Origin of the sequence: Streptomyces sp. NBC_00683 (assembly GCF_036226745.1) — a bacterium.
Lineage (GTDB): Bacteria > Actinomycetota > Actinomycetes > Streptomycetales > Streptomycetaceae > Streptomyces.
Genome location: NZ_CP109013.1, coordinates 5,550,134 through 5,563,785 on the forward strand (window position 1 = coordinate 5,550,134; position 13,652 = coordinate 5,563,785).

Annotated in this window: 15 protein-coding genes; 8 read left to right on the forward strand and 7 right to left on the reverse strand. The window is 71.4% G+C overall.

Going from position 1 to position 13,652, the window contains the following annotated elements:
- Window positions 1–29: 29 nt before the first annotated feature.
- Window positions 30–668 carry an SACE_7040 family transcriptional regulator gene (locus OG257_RS24805; RefSeq protein WP_329210847.1) on the forward strand — a complete coding sequence of 213 codons (639 nt, stop codon included), beginning with the start codon at window positions 30–32 and terminating at the stop codon, window positions 666–668.
- 12 nt (window positions 669–680) lie between these two features.
- On the opposite strand, the gene OG257_RS24810 is transcribed toward OG257_RS24805, so the two are convergent.
- A complete protein-coding gene (locus OG257_RS24810) occupies window positions 681–1,178 on the reverse strand; it encodes a MarR family winged helix-turn-helix transcriptional regulator (protein ID WP_329210848.1) in 498 nt (165 codons plus the stop codon).
- A gap of 95 nt (window positions 1,179–1,273) precedes the next feature.
- Between OG257_RS24810 and OG257_RS24815 the strand changes: the two genes are divergently transcribed.
- Together OG257_RS24815 and OG257_RS24820 are read left to right on the forward strand one after the other, a co-directional pair.
- Window positions 1,274–1,627, forward strand: coding sequence for an HGxxPAAW family protein (locus OG257_RS24815; protein ID WP_329210849.1), 354 nt, complete (start codon window positions 1,274–1,276; stop codon window positions 1,625–1,627).
- 131 nt (window positions 1,628–1,758) lie between these two features.
- The gene (locus OG257_RS24820; protein ID WP_329210851.1) at window positions 1,759–2,556 is read left to right on the forward strand and encodes a phosphatase; all 798 of its coding nucleotides are present in this window, start codon (window positions 1,759–1,761) and stop codon (window positions 2,554–2,556) included.
- On the opposite strand, the gene OG257_RS24825 is transcribed toward OG257_RS24820, so the two are convergent.
- A complete protein-coding gene (locus tag OG257_RS24825) occupies window positions 2,508–3,494 on the reverse strand; it encodes a helix-turn-helix transcriptional regulator (protein ID WP_329210853.1) in 987 nt (328 codons plus the stop codon). The genes OG257_RS24820 and OG257_RS24825 overlap by 49 nt on opposite strands.
- Before the next feature lie 62 nt (window positions 3,495–3,556).
- On the opposite strand from OG257_RS24825, the gene OG257_RS24830 reads away from it, so the two are divergent.
- Window positions 3,557–4,717, forward strand: a complete 1,161-nt coding sequence (locus OG257_RS24830) for an epoxide hydrolase family protein (protein WP_329210855.1) — start codon at window positions 3,557–3,559, stop codon at window positions 4,715–4,717.
- On the opposite strand, the gene OG257_RS24835 is transcribed toward OG257_RS24830, so the two are convergent.
- Genes OG257_RS24835 through OG257_RS24845 form a run of 3 tightly spaced genes read right to left on the reverse strand, consistent with a single transcriptional unit; the run spans window position 4,714 to window position 7,764 of the window.
- The gene (locus OG257_RS24835) at window positions 4,714–5,682 is read right to left on the reverse strand and encodes a cation diffusion facilitator family transporter (RefSeq protein WP_329210857.1); all 969 of its coding nucleotides are present in this window, start codon (window positions 5,680–5,682) and stop codon (window positions 4,714–4,716) included. The genes OG257_RS24830 and OG257_RS24835 overlap by 4 nt on opposite strands.
- A 28-nt stretch (window positions 5,683–5,710) precedes the next feature.
- Window positions 5,711–6,586, reverse strand: a complete 876-nt coding sequence (locus OG257_RS24840) for an acyl-CoA thioesterase (RefSeq protein ID WP_329210859.1) — start codon at window positions 6,584–6,586, stop codon at window positions 5,711–5,713.
- Window positions 6,587–6,606: 20 nt separating this feature from the next.
- The gene (locus OG257_RS24845; protein ID WP_329210861.1) at window positions 6,607–7,764 is read right to left on the reverse strand and encodes an acyl-CoA dehydrogenase family protein; all 1,158 of its coding nucleotides are present in this window, start codon (window positions 7,762–7,764) and stop codon (window positions 6,607–6,609) included.
- A 280-nt stretch (window positions 7,765–8,044) separates the two neighbouring features.
- Here OG257_RS24845 and OG257_RS24850 point away from each other — a divergent pair, with 280 nt between their 5' ends.
- Together OG257_RS24850 and OG257_RS24855 are read left to right on the forward strand one after the other, a co-directional pair.
- Window positions 8,045–8,512, forward strand: coding sequence for an Asp23/Gls24 family envelope stress response protein (locus tag OG257_RS24850; protein WP_329210863.1), 468 nt, complete (start codon window positions 8,045–8,047; stop codon window positions 8,510–8,512).
- A gap of 97 nt (window positions 8,513–8,609) precedes the next feature.
- Window positions 8,610–11,504: an AfsR/SARP family transcriptional regulator gene (locus OG257_RS24855; RefSeq protein ID WP_329210865.1), complete on the forward strand. Its 2,895-nt coding sequence runs from the start codon at window positions 8,610–8,612 to the stop codon at window positions 11,502–11,504.
- Between the two features lie 107 nt (window positions 11,505–11,611).
- On the opposite strand, the gene OG257_RS24860 is transcribed toward OG257_RS24855, so the two are convergent.
- On the reverse strand, window positions 11,612–12,187 hold the full coding sequence (locus OG257_RS24860) for a M23 family metallopeptidase (RefSeq protein WP_329210867.1): 576 nt from the start codon (window positions 12,185–12,187) through the stop codon (window positions 11,612–11,614).
- A gap of 135 nt (window positions 12,188–12,322) precedes the next feature.
- On the opposite strand from OG257_RS24860, the gene OG257_RS24865 reads away from it, so the two are divergent.
- A complete protein-coding gene (locus OG257_RS24865; protein WP_329210869.1) occupies window positions 12,323–12,664 on the forward strand; it encodes a DUF5713 family protein in 342 nt (113 codons plus the stop codon).
- A gap of 30 nt (window positions 12,665–12,694) precedes the next feature.
- Here the strand turns inward: OG257_RS24865 and OG257_RS24870 are convergent, their stop codons facing one another.
- Window positions 12,695–13,105 (reverse strand): RidA family protein, encoded by a 411-nt coding sequence (locus OG257_RS24870; protein WP_329210870.1) that lies wholly within the window; start codon window positions 13,103–13,105, stop codon window positions 12,695–12,697.
- Window positions 13,106–13,221: 116 nt separating this feature from the next.
- Between OG257_RS24870 and OG257_RS24875 the strand changes: the two genes are divergently transcribed.
- Window positions 13,222–13,647, forward strand: a complete 426-nt coding sequence (locus OG257_RS24875) for a hypothetical protein (RefSeq protein ID WP_329210871.1) — start codon at window positions 13,222–13,224, stop codon at window positions 13,645–13,647.
- Window positions 13,648–13,652 lie beyond the last annotated feature (5 nt).

Sequence of the window (13,652 nt, forward strand, 5' to 3'; positions counted from 1 at the left end):
GCTAACGCGCCTGTCTAGAATGAATCTCCATGAGCACCAATGCCGCCGACCGCACCGCTGCCCGTGCCGTCTCCCGTGTCGCGGCTCCCACCCGCCGCGAGCAGATCCTCAGAGAGGCCGCCCGCCTCTTCGCCGAGCGTGGCTTCCACGGTGTCGGCGTCGACGAGATAGGGGCGGCGGTCGGCATCAGCGGCCCCGGCCTCTACCGCCACTTCCCCGGCAAGGACGCGATGCTCGCCGAGCTGCTGGTGGGCATCAGTGAGCGCCTGCTCGCCGGCGGCAGGCTGCGCGTCACCGAGGACGCCGCCTCCTCGGGCAGCTCGCCCCGGGACCTCCTGGACGCGCTCATCGAGGGGCACATCGACTTCGCCCTGGACGACCGCCCCCTGATCACCCTCCACGACCGCGAGCTCGACCGGCTGCGCGACACGGACCGCAAGCGGGTGCGCCAGCTCCAGCGGCAGTACGTGGAGGTGTGGGTCGAGGTCGTCCGCGCCCTGTACCCGGCCCTCGCGGAGAACGAGGCCCGCGTCACCGTGCACGCCGTCTTCGGCCTGCTGAACTCCACCCCCCACCTCGCCCGCCCCGAGGCACTCCCGGGCCGCGAGGCCACGGCCGCCCTGCTGCACCGGCTGGCGCGCGGCGCGTTCGAGGCGGCGGCCTCCTGATCGCGGGGCCCGTCAGGTACCGCTCCGGTCCTCGCCGGCCCTGATCTCGTCGAGGGATTCCTGCATGGCCTCCCGCGCCCGGCCGAACCAGTCGGTCAGTACGGCGATCTCGCTCGGCCCGTAGTCGGCGAAGAGGGAGCCCAGGCGGGCGTAGAACGGGCCGTACACCGCAAGGATGCGTGCCTGCGCCGATTCGTCCATCACCACGTGCACCCGGCGCCGGTCGCCCGGGTCGGGCAGGCGCCGGGCGTATCCGGCCTTCTCCAGCCGGTTCAGTACGCCGGTCACCCCGCCGGTGGTCAGCCGTGCCCGCTCGGCGAGGTCGCCGGCGGTCAGCGGCGCCCCGGCCAGGGCGGCCTCCATCACGAAACCGAGGCAGGTCAGGTCGGTGGTGTTGAGGCCGAGGCGCCCGGCGATGTCGTGCTGCCCGAACTGAGCGAGCGCGATCATCCGGTCCATGGCCTGCAGCGCCTGGTCGGCCGTCGCCTCCGGGCGCTTCTTGCCGTCCACGGAGATTCCCCTTAGTGTCTAAGTAACTTAGCTCGTAAGCTATTGATGCCGGGTGGAGTGCCGGTCGCTGAACTATCACACCCTGAGGAGCCGACGTGAGCGCACATGGTGACCATGACCTGGGCCACACCGTGGCCGGCTGGACCGGTACGGCCGTCGGAGTCCTGGGGAGCGCGGTACTGGGAGCGGGCGTCATCACCGCGTCCGCCGCGATTCTGTGGCTCGGCGCCGTCGTCGTCGTGCTGGCGGCGCTGACCTGCTGGGCACTCCATCTCGCGGGATGGGGCAAGGCCGCAGGTCCGCGCCCTGCGAGCGCACAGGACTGGCGGTCCCGGGACACCGCCGCCCGCCACGGACACCCCGGCTGCCTCGGCTGCCGGATGGCCGGCCGCGGCGGGGTCCGTGCCGCCGCGGTGCCGACGCCCGCGTCCCGGACCGCCGCCGTGTGAGCCGGGAGAAGGACCGCCCGGCGCCCGCGGTGCTCCCGCGCGGTGCCGGTGTGCGGGCGGACGGGCGCCGCAGGGATTCCGCGGTGCAAGACGCCCGGCACACAGCGCTTTCCTGACGGCACAATGGGTTCATGCCGATACCCAGCCGCGCCGCCCTCGTCGAGCACCTCGTCCGTACGCGTATCGCGGGCGACGTAGCCACCCCCCGCGACAACAACCTCTCCCATTACCGCAAACTCGCCAACGGGGACCGCCACTACTGGCTGGGGCTCGAGCTCGGCGACCGGTGGCGCGACGAGCAGGACGTGCTCGCTGTGATGGCCGAGAGGTGCGGGGTCAGCGACGACCCGGAGCACAGGCAGGGCCAGGACACCATCGACCCGGAGCTCACCGTCGACGCCCTGGACCGGATGGCGGCCCGGCTGCGGAAGGCGGCGGCGGGCGGTGAGCGGGTGCTGTTCGCGACCGGGCACCCGGGCGGGCTCCTCGATGTGCACCGGCAGACCGCGGCGGCCCTGCGGGCCGCCGGCTGCGAGATCGTGAGGATCCCCGGGGGGCTCATGGCGGACGAGGGCATGGTCTTCCAGTTCGCGGACGTGGCCGTCCTGGAACGCGGTGCGACCCTGTGGCACACGCACTCCCCGGCGCCGATGGCCGCGATCCTGGACGGACTGGAGCGCGAGGGCCGGCCGCAGCCGGACCTGGTCGTGGCCGACCACGGATGGGCCGGGTGCGCGGGACAGCGCGGGCTCGACTCCGTCGGGTACGCGGACTCCAACGACCCGGCGCTCTTCCTGGGCGAGGCCGAGGGCACCCTCCAGGTCACCGTCCCGCTGGACGACCACGTCACCGACCCCCGGTTCTACGACCCGATGACGGACTACCTGCTGGACGCGGCCGGGCTGCTCGGCTCCGTCGACCTGGCGTAGCGGGCCGCGAGCTCCCGCAGGTGCTCGACCAGCTCGGCCGGCTCCGTCACCGTGAAGTCGTGGCCGAGCATGCCCAGATGGACGGCGAGCGTGTCGAGTGAGTCGGCCCCGGTGTCCAGGACGCAGGTCTCCGCGTCGACCGCCTCCACCGAACCCACCGCGGGGTTGATCCGCTCGAGCACCGCGGCGGCGGGTGCGTGCACCGTCACCCGGGCGCGGTGGCGCCAGGCCGCGGCGGACGCCTTGCCCGCGACGTAGGCCGCCGCGTTGCCTTCGGGGTCCTCGCGCGGCGCGAAGCGCGGGCCGGACGGGGTGCGCGGGGTTATCCGGTCCGCCCGGAACGTGCGCCAGTCGTCCCGGTCGACGTCCCAGGCGACCAGGTACCAGCGGCGGCCCCAGTTCACGACCCGCTGGGGCTCCACCAGTCGGCGCGTCGAGGCGCCCGCGTGGTCGCGGTAGTCCAGGCGAAGACGCTCGTGGTCGCGGCAGGCGGCCGTCAGCGTCATGAGGACGTCCGTGTCGACGGCCGGGGCTGGCCGGTCGGCGGGTACCGGCACGGCGTACTGCTGGAGCGCCCGCACCCGGCGGCGCAGCCGGGGCGGCAGCACCTGCTCCAGCTTGGCGAGCGCCTGGAGCGAGGTCTCCTCCATGCCGGCCATCGAACTCCCGGCGACGTTGCGCACCGCGACGGTGACCGCGACCGCCTCGTCGTCCTCCAGGAGCAGCGGTGGCATCGCGCTGCCCGCCGCCAGCCGGTATCCGCCGGTCGATCCGCGGGTGGCGTCCACCGGGTAGCCGAGCCTGCGCAGCCGCTCGATGTCGTTGCGCACCGTCCGGCCGCTCACACCGAGCCGTTCGGCGAGTTCGGTGCCGGGCCACTCGCGGGGTGACTGGAGCAGGGACAGGAGCCGCAGCAGACGGGCGGAGGTTTCCAACATGCCCCCACTGTGAGGCCCCAATAGGAACGAATTCTTCCTATTGGAATCCTAGAATTCTGCTCATGGAGAACAGCACCAGCAGCACCAGCTCGAACGCCCACGCCGACGCCGTCCGGCCCTTCCGGGTCGAGATCCCGCAGGCCGAGATCGACGACCTCCACGACCGCCTCTCCCGCACCCGCTGGAACACCGGGGTGCCCGGCGTCGAGGGCTGGTCGCGCGGCGTACCCGCCGACTATCTGAAGGGGCTCGCCGAGTACTGGGCGGACGGATTCGACTGGCACAAGGCCGAGGCCCGGCTGAACGAGTTCCCGCAGTACCTCACCGAGATCGACGGCCAGAACATCCACTTCGCGCACGTCCGCTCGGACAGGGCCGACGCCACGCCGCTGCTGCTGATCCACGACTGGCCGGGATCGTTCGTCCAGTTCACCGACGTCATCGAGCCGCTGTCGCGCGACTTCCACGTCGTCGTCACGTCGACGCCCGGCGTCGGCTTCTCCGGGCCGCTCTCCTCGCCCGGCTGGAACACCGGCCGCATCGCCGCCGCGTTCACGACCCTCATGGCCCGCCTCGGCTACGAGCGGTACGGCGTCCAGGGCAACGGCGGCGGCGCCTGGATCGCCGGTGAGATGGGCCGGATCGCGCCCGACCACGTGGCCGGCATCCATGTGAACGGCCTGGTCACCTTCCCGTCGGACGACCCCGCGGACTTCGCCGGCCTCACCGAGGGCGAGCAGACCCGGCTGGAGCGGCTGCAGCAGTTCCGCGACGACAAGATGGGCTTCAACGCCATCCAGTCGACCCGCCCCGAGACGGTGGCCTACGGACTGCACGACTCACCGGTCGGCCAGCTCGCCTGGATCGTGGAGAAGTTCAAGGAGTGGACCGACACCGCGAAGGAACTGCCCGAGGACGCGGTGGACCGGGACCGGCTGCTGACCAACGTCAGCCTGTACTGGTACACGGGTACGGCGGGTTCCTCGGCCCACCTGTACTACGAGACGGCCCACGACCCGGGCGCCTGGGCGCCCAAGGAGCGCGGTACGGTCCCGACCGCGGTCGTCGTCGCGCTGCCGTCGGACGTCGCCATCCGCCGGTACGCCGAACGCGACCACAACGTGGTGCGCTGGACCGAGTTCGAACGCGGTGGCAACTTCCTCTCCCTGGAACAGCCCGAGCTGCTGGTCGAGGACGTGCGGGAGTTCTTCGCGGGCCTCTAGGGCCCGTCCGTACCGCGCCGGGCCCGGCGCCGCTGACCGAGGCCCGGCGTCGGATCCAGATAGACCCGGCGGACCGACGGATACCGCTCCCGCAACTGCTCGTCCGCCTCCTCGCAGGCCCATTCGACCTGCTCGGCACTCGCCACGTCACGGAAGTCGACCTTCGCCGCGATCAGCACCTCGTCCGGGCCCTGGATGAGCGTGGTCAGCTCCAGTACGTCGATGATGTGCGGGACGGAGAGCAGCTCCTCCCGCACCCCCGCCCGCATCGCCGCCGACACCGGACGGCCGATCAGCAGCTGGGCGTTGGACCGGCAGAGCACCCAGGCCACGTACACCAGGAGGACGCCGATCAGCACGGACGCGATGCCGTCCCACATCCCCGACCCGGAGAGCTGACCGCCCAGCAGCCCGCCGGCGGCCAGCAGGAGGCCGATCAGGGCGGCGGAGTCCTCCATCACGACGGCCTTGACCGCGGTGTCGGGGGTGCGGCGCAGATAGCGGGGCGCGGGGATGCCGAGGCCGGCCGCCTCGCTCCGGACCTGCCTGACCCCCGTACGCAGCGAGTAGCCCTCCAGCAGGAAGGCGACGGCGAGCACGATGTAGGACACGAGCGGGTCGCCGAGGTCCTCCCCCTGGACCAGGGTGTGGATGCCGTCGTAGAGCGAGAAGACCGCGCCGCCGACGAACGTGGCGACGGAGGCGAGCATCGCCCAGATGTACCGCTCGGGGCCGTAGCCCAGCGGGTGCTCCTCGTCGGCCGGTTTCCGGCTGCGCCTGAGCGCGGTGAGGAGCATGACCTCGGTGACGGTGTCGGCGACCGAGTGCGCGGCCTCCGAGAGCATCGCGCTCGAACCGCTGATCAGACCGGCCACCAGCTTCGCCACGGCGATACCGAGGTTGGCCGCAGCCGCGACGACGACGGTGAACGTGGACTCCCCACCAGGGCTCTTCTCGTCACTCATGGTGGGGAGTATGTCCGTATACGGGTCTTCAGACCCGCGGGACGCGGACCACGCCCTCCTGGATGACCGTGATGGCCAGCTGTCCGTCCGCCGTGTAGATGCGGGCCTGGCCGAGACCGCGCCCGCCGGAGGCCGACGGCGACTCCTGGTCGTACAGCAGCCATTCGTCGGCGCGGAAGGGCCGGTGGAACCACATCGCGTGGTCCAGGCTGGCGCCCACCACGTCACCGACCGCCCAGCCGCCGCGCCCGTGGGCGAGCAGCACCGAGTCGAGCAGTGTCATGTCGGAGACGTACGTGGCCATGCAGACGTGCAGCAGGGGATCGTCCGCCAGCTTGCCGTGCGTCCGGAACCACACCTGGGACCGCGGCTCGCGCGGTTCGCCCGCCGTGGCGAACGGCGGGGCGTCCACGTACCGCAGGTCGACCGCCGCCCGCGCCTCGATCAGCCGGTCCACCATCAGCGGATCGGCGAAACGGTCCGCGTACCGGGGCAGCATCTGCGCGGCCGTGGGCAGGGTCTCCGGGTCCGGGGCGGACGGCATGGGCGCCTGGTGGTCCATGCCCTCCTCGTACGCCTGGAAGGAGGCCGAGAGGTGGAAGATCGGCTTGCCGTGCTGCACCGCGACGACCCGGCGGGTCGCGAACGACCGCCCGTCACGGATGCGGTCCACGGTGTAGACGATCGGCGCGCCCGGATCCCCGGGACGCAGGAAGTACGCGTGCAGGGAGTGGGCGGACCTGTCCGCCGGGACCGTACGGCCCGCGGCGACCAGCGCCTGCGCCGCGACCTGGCCGCCGAAGACCCGGGGCACGACCGCGCTGCGGCTCATGCCCCGGAAGATGTCCTGCTCGATCTGCTCCAGGTCGAGCAGATCGAGCAGGGATTCAAGTGCTGCGCTCATGGAGAAGAACGTAGCCGCTCTTACAGGCCCATGGACTTGGCGATGATCGACTTCATGACCTCGCTGGTGCCGCCGTAGATGCGGTTGACCCGGTTGTCCGCGTACAGGCGGGCGATCGGGTACTCGTTCATGTAGCCGTAGCCGCCGTGCAGCTGGAGGCAGCGGTCGATCACGCGGTGCGCGACCTCGGTGCAGAACAGCTTCGCGGACGCGGCCTCGGCGGGGGTGAGCTCGCCGGCGTCGAGGGCCTCGATCGCCCGGTCGCAGACGGCCTCGGCCGCGTCGACCTCGGCCTTGCAGGCGGCCAGCTCGAACTTGGTGTTCTGGAAGGACGCGACGGTCTTGCCGAACACCGTGCGGTCCTGCGTGTACTGCTGGGCGAACCGCACGGCGGCGGCGGCCTGCGCGTACGCGCCGACGGCGATGCCGAGACGCTCCTGCGGCAGGTTCTGGCCGAGGTAGGAGAAGCCCTTGTTCTCCTCGCCCAGCAGGTCCTCGACGGGCACCTTGACGTCCACGAAGGACAGCTCGGCGGTGTCGGAGACCTTCAGGCCCAGCTTGTCGAGCTTGCGACCGACCGAGTAGCCCTCGGACTTGGTGTCGACGACGAGCAGCGAGATGCCGTGGCGGCGGTCGTCGGCCTTGGGCGCGTCGGTGCGGGCACAGACGATGACCTTGTCGGCGTGGACGCCACCGGTGATGAAGGTCTTCGCGCCGTTGAGGACGTAGTGCGTGCCGTCCTCGGAGAGCTTGGCGGTCGTCTTCATGCCGGCCAGGTCCGAACCGGTGCCCGGCTCGGTCATGGCTATCGCGTACATGGTGTTGCCGGAGACGAAGTCGGGCAGCCAGCGCTTCTTCTGCTCCTCGGTGGCGTAGGCCTTGAGGTAGGGCAGGCAGAGCAGGACGTGCACACCGGAGCCGCCGAAGGACACACCCGCGCGGGCGGTCTCCTCGTAGACGATCGCTTCGAACTTGAAGGAGTCCTCGCCGGCGCCGCCGAACTCCTCGGGCACCTCGATGCCGAAGATCCCCAGCTCGGCGAGCTTGTAGTAGAAGTCACGGGGCGCCTGGCCCGCGGCGTACCACTCGTCGTAGACGGGGACGACCTCGGCCTCGATGAAGGCGCGCAGGGTCTCCCGGAACGCCTCGTGGTCCTCGTTGTAAACCGTACGGCGCACGGGGTGCCTCCTGTGTCAGCTTCAGCATCGGCTTCGGTCGGTGGCTAAGCGCTTGCTCAGTCCAGTTAAAAGTTACCCGGCGGTCACCGTGGCTGTCCAGGGTGATGCTCAGCACGCCCGCCCCGCCTGCCCGCGGCCCACCGGGCCCGGTGGCGGAGAGTGAAGGAGCGGAGCGCTGTGTACACCCCAATGGCGGTGTGGGACGGGCAGGCGCACAGTGAAATGAGGAGCCGGCGAGGACGAGAGCCGCCTCGTCGCCACAACCCTCTGTGAGGCAGTCATGGCTGATGTCGAGTCCCTGGGCGGGAGTTCAACGACAGACAGGAGTGGGGGCCAGGCCGGGCGCGGCAGGACCACCATCGCCGACAACGTGGTGGCCACCATCGCCGGAATCGCCATCCGCGAGACCGACGGTGTGCATTCGGTCGGCCGGGGAGCAGCGAAGGCCCTGGGCGCCGTCACCGGGCGGGTGTCCGGGTCGTCCGGACACGGACGCTCCGTCAAGGTGGAAGTGGGGGAGAAGCAGACGGCGATCGATGTCGACATCGAGGTGGAGTACGGCGTCCCGATCCATGAGCTCGCCGAGCAGGTCAGGACTCATGTGACGGACGCGGTGGAGACGATGACCGGTCTGGAAGTCGTCGAGATCAACATCAACGTCTTCGACGTCCATGTCCCGGACGAGGACACGGACGAGGACAGCGAGGACGAGGAGAGCCGCCGCCGGGCGTCCGCCCGCGTGCAGTGAGCCGCGAATCGGGTGGGAGTCGTCACCCGGATTTCGTTTGGAGAGCTTCGAACATCGTTACGCTGCACCGCAGTTGCCGAGAGCACGGAGGCCTGCGGTGGGGGAGCCGACATTCGGAGTCCTGGGGCCGCTCCAGGTGAAGGCGCACGGTGTCCCGGTACGGATCGGTGGAGCCAAGCCCCGCGCCGTACTGGCGACCCTGCTGCTCCAGCCGAACGGCTTCGTCTCGCTGGACCTGCTGACGGAGGTCCTGTGGCCCGGAGGCGCACCTCGGTCCGCGGTCGCCAATGTGCGCACGTACGTGCGGACGCTACGGCTGCGGCTGCCCCCCGAAGCAGTCGACGGACTGCGTACCGAGCCCTCCGGATACTCGCTGGACGTCGCACCCGGGCAGGTGGACATGCTGCTCTTCGAGCAGCAGCTCGCGGCGGCCCGTGCCGCCCGCGAGCGCGGTGAGGACGCCGCCGCACTGCGCGCCTACGAATCGGCCCTGGGGCTGTGGCGCGGCGGAGTGCTCCAGGACGTGGCCTCCAGCGTGGTGTGGGACCCGGCCGTCACGCGCCTGGAGGGGCTGCGGTCGCTCGCGGCCGACGAGTGCCTGGAATTACGGCTCCGGCTCGGGGACTACGCCCACCTGGTCTCCGGCCTGCGGTCCCGGCTGACCGAGAGCCCTCTGCGGGAGGACCTGTGGCGGATGCTCGTGCACGCGCTGAACGACGCGGGCCGCAGCGCCGAGGCGCGGTCCGCGTACGCCGAGGCGGAGCACGTGATCGCCGCCGAGCTCGGGATCGGGCCGAGCGAACCGCTGCGGGCCATCGGCGCCGAGGTCAACGGCTACACCGGCCGCCGCCGCGCGGCAACGCCCGTTCCCGTATGCCAACTCCCGATGGACATACCCGACTTCACCGGCCGCGCCGTCGAGGTCGCCGACCTGGAGGAGTTACTGTCCACCGCCGGCCGGCAACCCGTGGTCGCGGCGGTGTCGGGGCCGCCGGGTGCCGGGAAGTCCACGCTGGCCGTGCATGTCGCCCACCGGGTGCGTGGCGCGTTCCCCGACGGGCAGCTCTTCGTCGACCTGGCCGGAACGAGCGAGTGCCCCCGTGAGGCCGTGGACGTCCTGGCCGAGATGCTGCGCGGCCTGGGCGTCATCGACAGCGCGATACCCGGTGAACCGGGCGAACGCGCCGCGATGTTCCGGTCCCGCCTGGCCCAGCGGCGATTCCTCATCGTGCTCGACGACGCCCTGGACAGCGCACAGGTGAGCCCGCTGCTCCCGGGCACCGGCGGCTCGGCCGTGCTGGTCAGCTCGCGGCGCCGGATGCCCGGTCTGCCGGCGCACGCCTGCCCGCTCGGGCTGATGCGGCACGACGACGCCCGTGCCCTGTTCGGTGCCATCGTCGGCGCGGACCGGCTCCGGCGGGAGGGGGCCGACGCCGACCGTGTGCTCGCCGAGTGCGGATCCGTGCCGCTGGCGGTACGGATCGCGGCCTCCCGGCTCGTGAACCGGCCCGGCTGGAGCGTCGGCACGCTGGCCGACTCGCTGCGCGACGAGCGCGGTCGCCTCGGAGCGGCCGGCTCCGGGGGTGAGCTGGAGGTGCGGGCCGGCGCCGAACTCAGCTACCGCCACCTGCCCGAGCCCGCCGCCCATGCCTTCCGCACGTTCGGTGACCTGCCCGACGACGCCGTCCCTGGCTGGCTCGTCGCCGTTGCGACGGGGTGCGACAGCGATACGGAGGGGGGTCTGGAGACCCTGCTCGACGAACACCTCGTCGAAGTCGTGGGCAGGGACCAGCTCGGTCTGAACCGTTACCGCATGCACGACCTGCTGCGGTCCTACGCCCGGGAAATCGCCCTGACGGACAATCAGGAGATACGGCTGCGGCGGCGCCTGCGGGTCATCGACGCGCTCACCGCCCTCTCCCGCTCCGCCAACGCCGCCATGCCCACCCGCTTCCTCGGCGTGCTGGGCGAGCCCGACGAGCGGGGCTTACCGGACGGACCGGCGCACGCCGTCGCCGCCACGGTGCGCGCCCGGCCCGTGGACTGGTTCGAGAGCGAGCACCGCAACCTCGTCGCCGCCGTCGACGCAGCCGTCCGGCTCGGGCGGACCGACCGGGCCGCCGACCTCGCGATCGAACTGGCGGGCTTCTTCGACATGCGGGGCTACTACGGTGACTGGCTGCGGACCCACCGGCTCGTGCTCGACGCCATGCCGCACCACGACGACCTCAGGGCGGCGGCCCTGCTGCGCAACCTCGGCCAGTTGCATCTCTACCAGGACCGGTACCCGGACGCGCTCGCCTCCTTCGACCGGGCCAGGGCGCTCTTCGCCGAGCTCGGTCACCCGACGGGGGAAGCGATCGCCGCGGTGGGGGCCGGCTCGGTCCACCGGGTCGTGGGTGATCTCGGCACCGCACTCGGGACGTTCACCGCCGCGCTCCAGGACTTCGCCGCGGCCGGCGACCGGCACGGCGAGGCGGTGGCACGCAACGCGATCGCCTCCGTCTGGCTGGAGCGCAAGGACCCGGAGACCGCGGCCGGCTGGCTGCGCGGGGCCCTGGAGCTGTCCCGTGCCAACGGGGACCGGCACCGCGAGGCACAGGTGCGCCGCAGGGTCGCCGTGCTGCACGAGCTGCGTGGCGAACCGCAGTCGGCGCGCGGCGAACTGGAGCGGGCCCTCGGCATCTTCGACGAGCTGGCCGACCTGCACTGCGCCGCATACGTGCAGCAGAGCATCGCGGAACTGTGCTTGCGGCAGGGCGATGCCGGTGAGGCGTCGGCGCTGCTGATCGGGGCACTCGCCGTGCAGCAGCAGCTCGGGGACCGCCGCGCCGAGGCCCGGGTGGCCGGCCTGCTGGGCGAGCTGCACGACGCGACCGGCCGCAAGCAGACCGCGCGGCACTACTTCCACCGTTCCCTCGCGACCTGGCGCCGCCTGGGCCTGTCCGACGAGGCCGGACTGGTGGACGCGAAGCTCCGCTCTATGCGCTGAGCGGCGCCGATGGAGAACAGGTGCGGGTGTAACCGCCGTCGCACCCGCACCTGGCACAGGGGGTCACCGGGTGCCGGCCCGTCCTCCCGCCGGCACCCGGCGGTGCGTCAGCATCTGTTGGTGCTGACCTGGTTGCGCTTGAGGTAGTCGCTCCATGTGACGCCCTGGACGACCGCGACGACGACCGCTCCGTCGAGCTTCTGCTCGTAGTGCAGGTGCGGGGACAGGTCGTAGAGGGCGGACGTGTTGCCGACCTCGCCGATCTTCTGGCCCACGTTCACCGTGGCGCCCGCGGCCACCGAACGAGTCTTCAGATGGGCGTACCGCGTCTGCCAGCCGCCCCCGTGGCCGATGACTATCGTGTTCCCGTATCCGGCGCCCGTCGAGTAATACGATTCGAGCACCGTGCCACCGGCACTGGCGAACACTCTGCGGCCCTCGTCGTCGGGGGTGCCGTTCGCGTCGTAGTGGTTCCAGTCGATCGAGTGCGCGGGACTGTGCCCCGACCAGTTGCTGCCGAGCCATGTCTGGTTGCACTCGAAGGGCATCTTGAAGGCGGGCCGCGCGGCCACGGCGGCCTCCGACGAGTCCACGACCGGCGCCGCGACAGCGGCCGGAACGGTGAGCGCGGTGGCCGCGACCGCGCTCATGGTGATCAGCGACCGGCGAAAATTCCTGTGCATGGTTCTCCCCTTGTCGTCGGGTGACACGGCGATTGAAGGAGGCGGGCATACACGGCGGATACATTCCGCCCGGTGTTGTCAGTGGTGTGGTGCAGCATCGGGACGACGGATCACCGAGTGGACGGGGGGATCGCCGTGGCGATCACGAACCAGCGCATGACGGAGTACGCGTTCCTGCGGGGGCTCTACGAGGACGGGTACTTCCCCGACCGCATCGTGGACAAGGGCAGGGCCGTCCTGGTCCGGCTCTGCGAACGGATCGAGGCCGAGCGCCCCGCCGACCTGGCGGCGCTGTACGTGCTGACGACGGCGGCGACCGACGAGTTCAACGCCCTGGAAGCGGAGTTCGAGGCAGCCGGCAGCGAGATCGAGACCGTCGCCCGCGAGGAGATAGCCGAGGACTTCTGGTGCATCGCGACGGCGTACGGGTTCGCGGACGCGGACGTGGAGGAGCTGATCGCCACCCGGGAGTGGTGACGGAGGGCGGGGGCGGTACCGGGAGCCGCGTCAGGAGTCGAGCACCGCGGCGACGGCCTCGATCTCCACGAGCTGGTCGGCGTAGCCGAGCACGGTGACGCCCAGCAACGTACTCGGGGCGTCATGCTCCCCGAACGCCGCCCGGACCACGGCCCAGGCGGTGACCAGGTCCTCCTGTCGCGTGGACGCGACGAGCACCCGCGTACTGATGACGTCCTCCAGGGAGGCGCCCGCGGCCGCGAGAGCGGTCCGCATGTTCTCGAACGCCTTCGCCGCCTGGCCCGCGTAGTCACCGACAGCCGCCGTCGAGCCGTCCTCGTTCAGCGGGCACGCCCCGGCGAGGAAGACCGGCCGTGCGCCGGCGGGCGCCGTGGCCGCGTAGGCGTACTCGGCGACGTCGGACAACTGGGCGGAACGGATCAACGTGACGGTACCGGGCATGGCGTCCAGGCCTCCTGGGTCGAAGTGCCCCCATCCTCACAAGAGTCCTCCGCCCACGCCTCGCCTTTTCGGCCGGCCCGCGCGCCGAGGACCCCTAGGCTGCGGGAATGGGTGACATGTACGCAGTAGATCTCGCACTGGACCTCCGGGCCTCCGTGCCGGGCTCCGTGATGGACGATCTTCACCGGCACCTCGGGACGCATCCGGACGGGCAGGACGACGAGCCGGACGACCAGGTGCCGCTGCTCGCCGAACGCGGGCCCGCGATGCGCATCGGCGGGCTCCTGGTGGGAGAGATCGCCCGAACCGGCGACGGCTGGTCACTGACCGCGCGGCAGGAGGTGCATGCCGAGCTCCTGCCCGATCTGGACGCGCTCCTGGAGCGGCTGGCCCACCACTGCGGGACCGAGGGTGTCATCGGACAGATCCGGTTCTACGAGGACCATGTGCCGGAGCTGCTGATCAACGACTCGGGCACGCTCGTGAGGATGGCCCTGACGCCTGCGCGGACCGGTGACGCCCCGGCACGTCCCCACGGCTGAGCGGT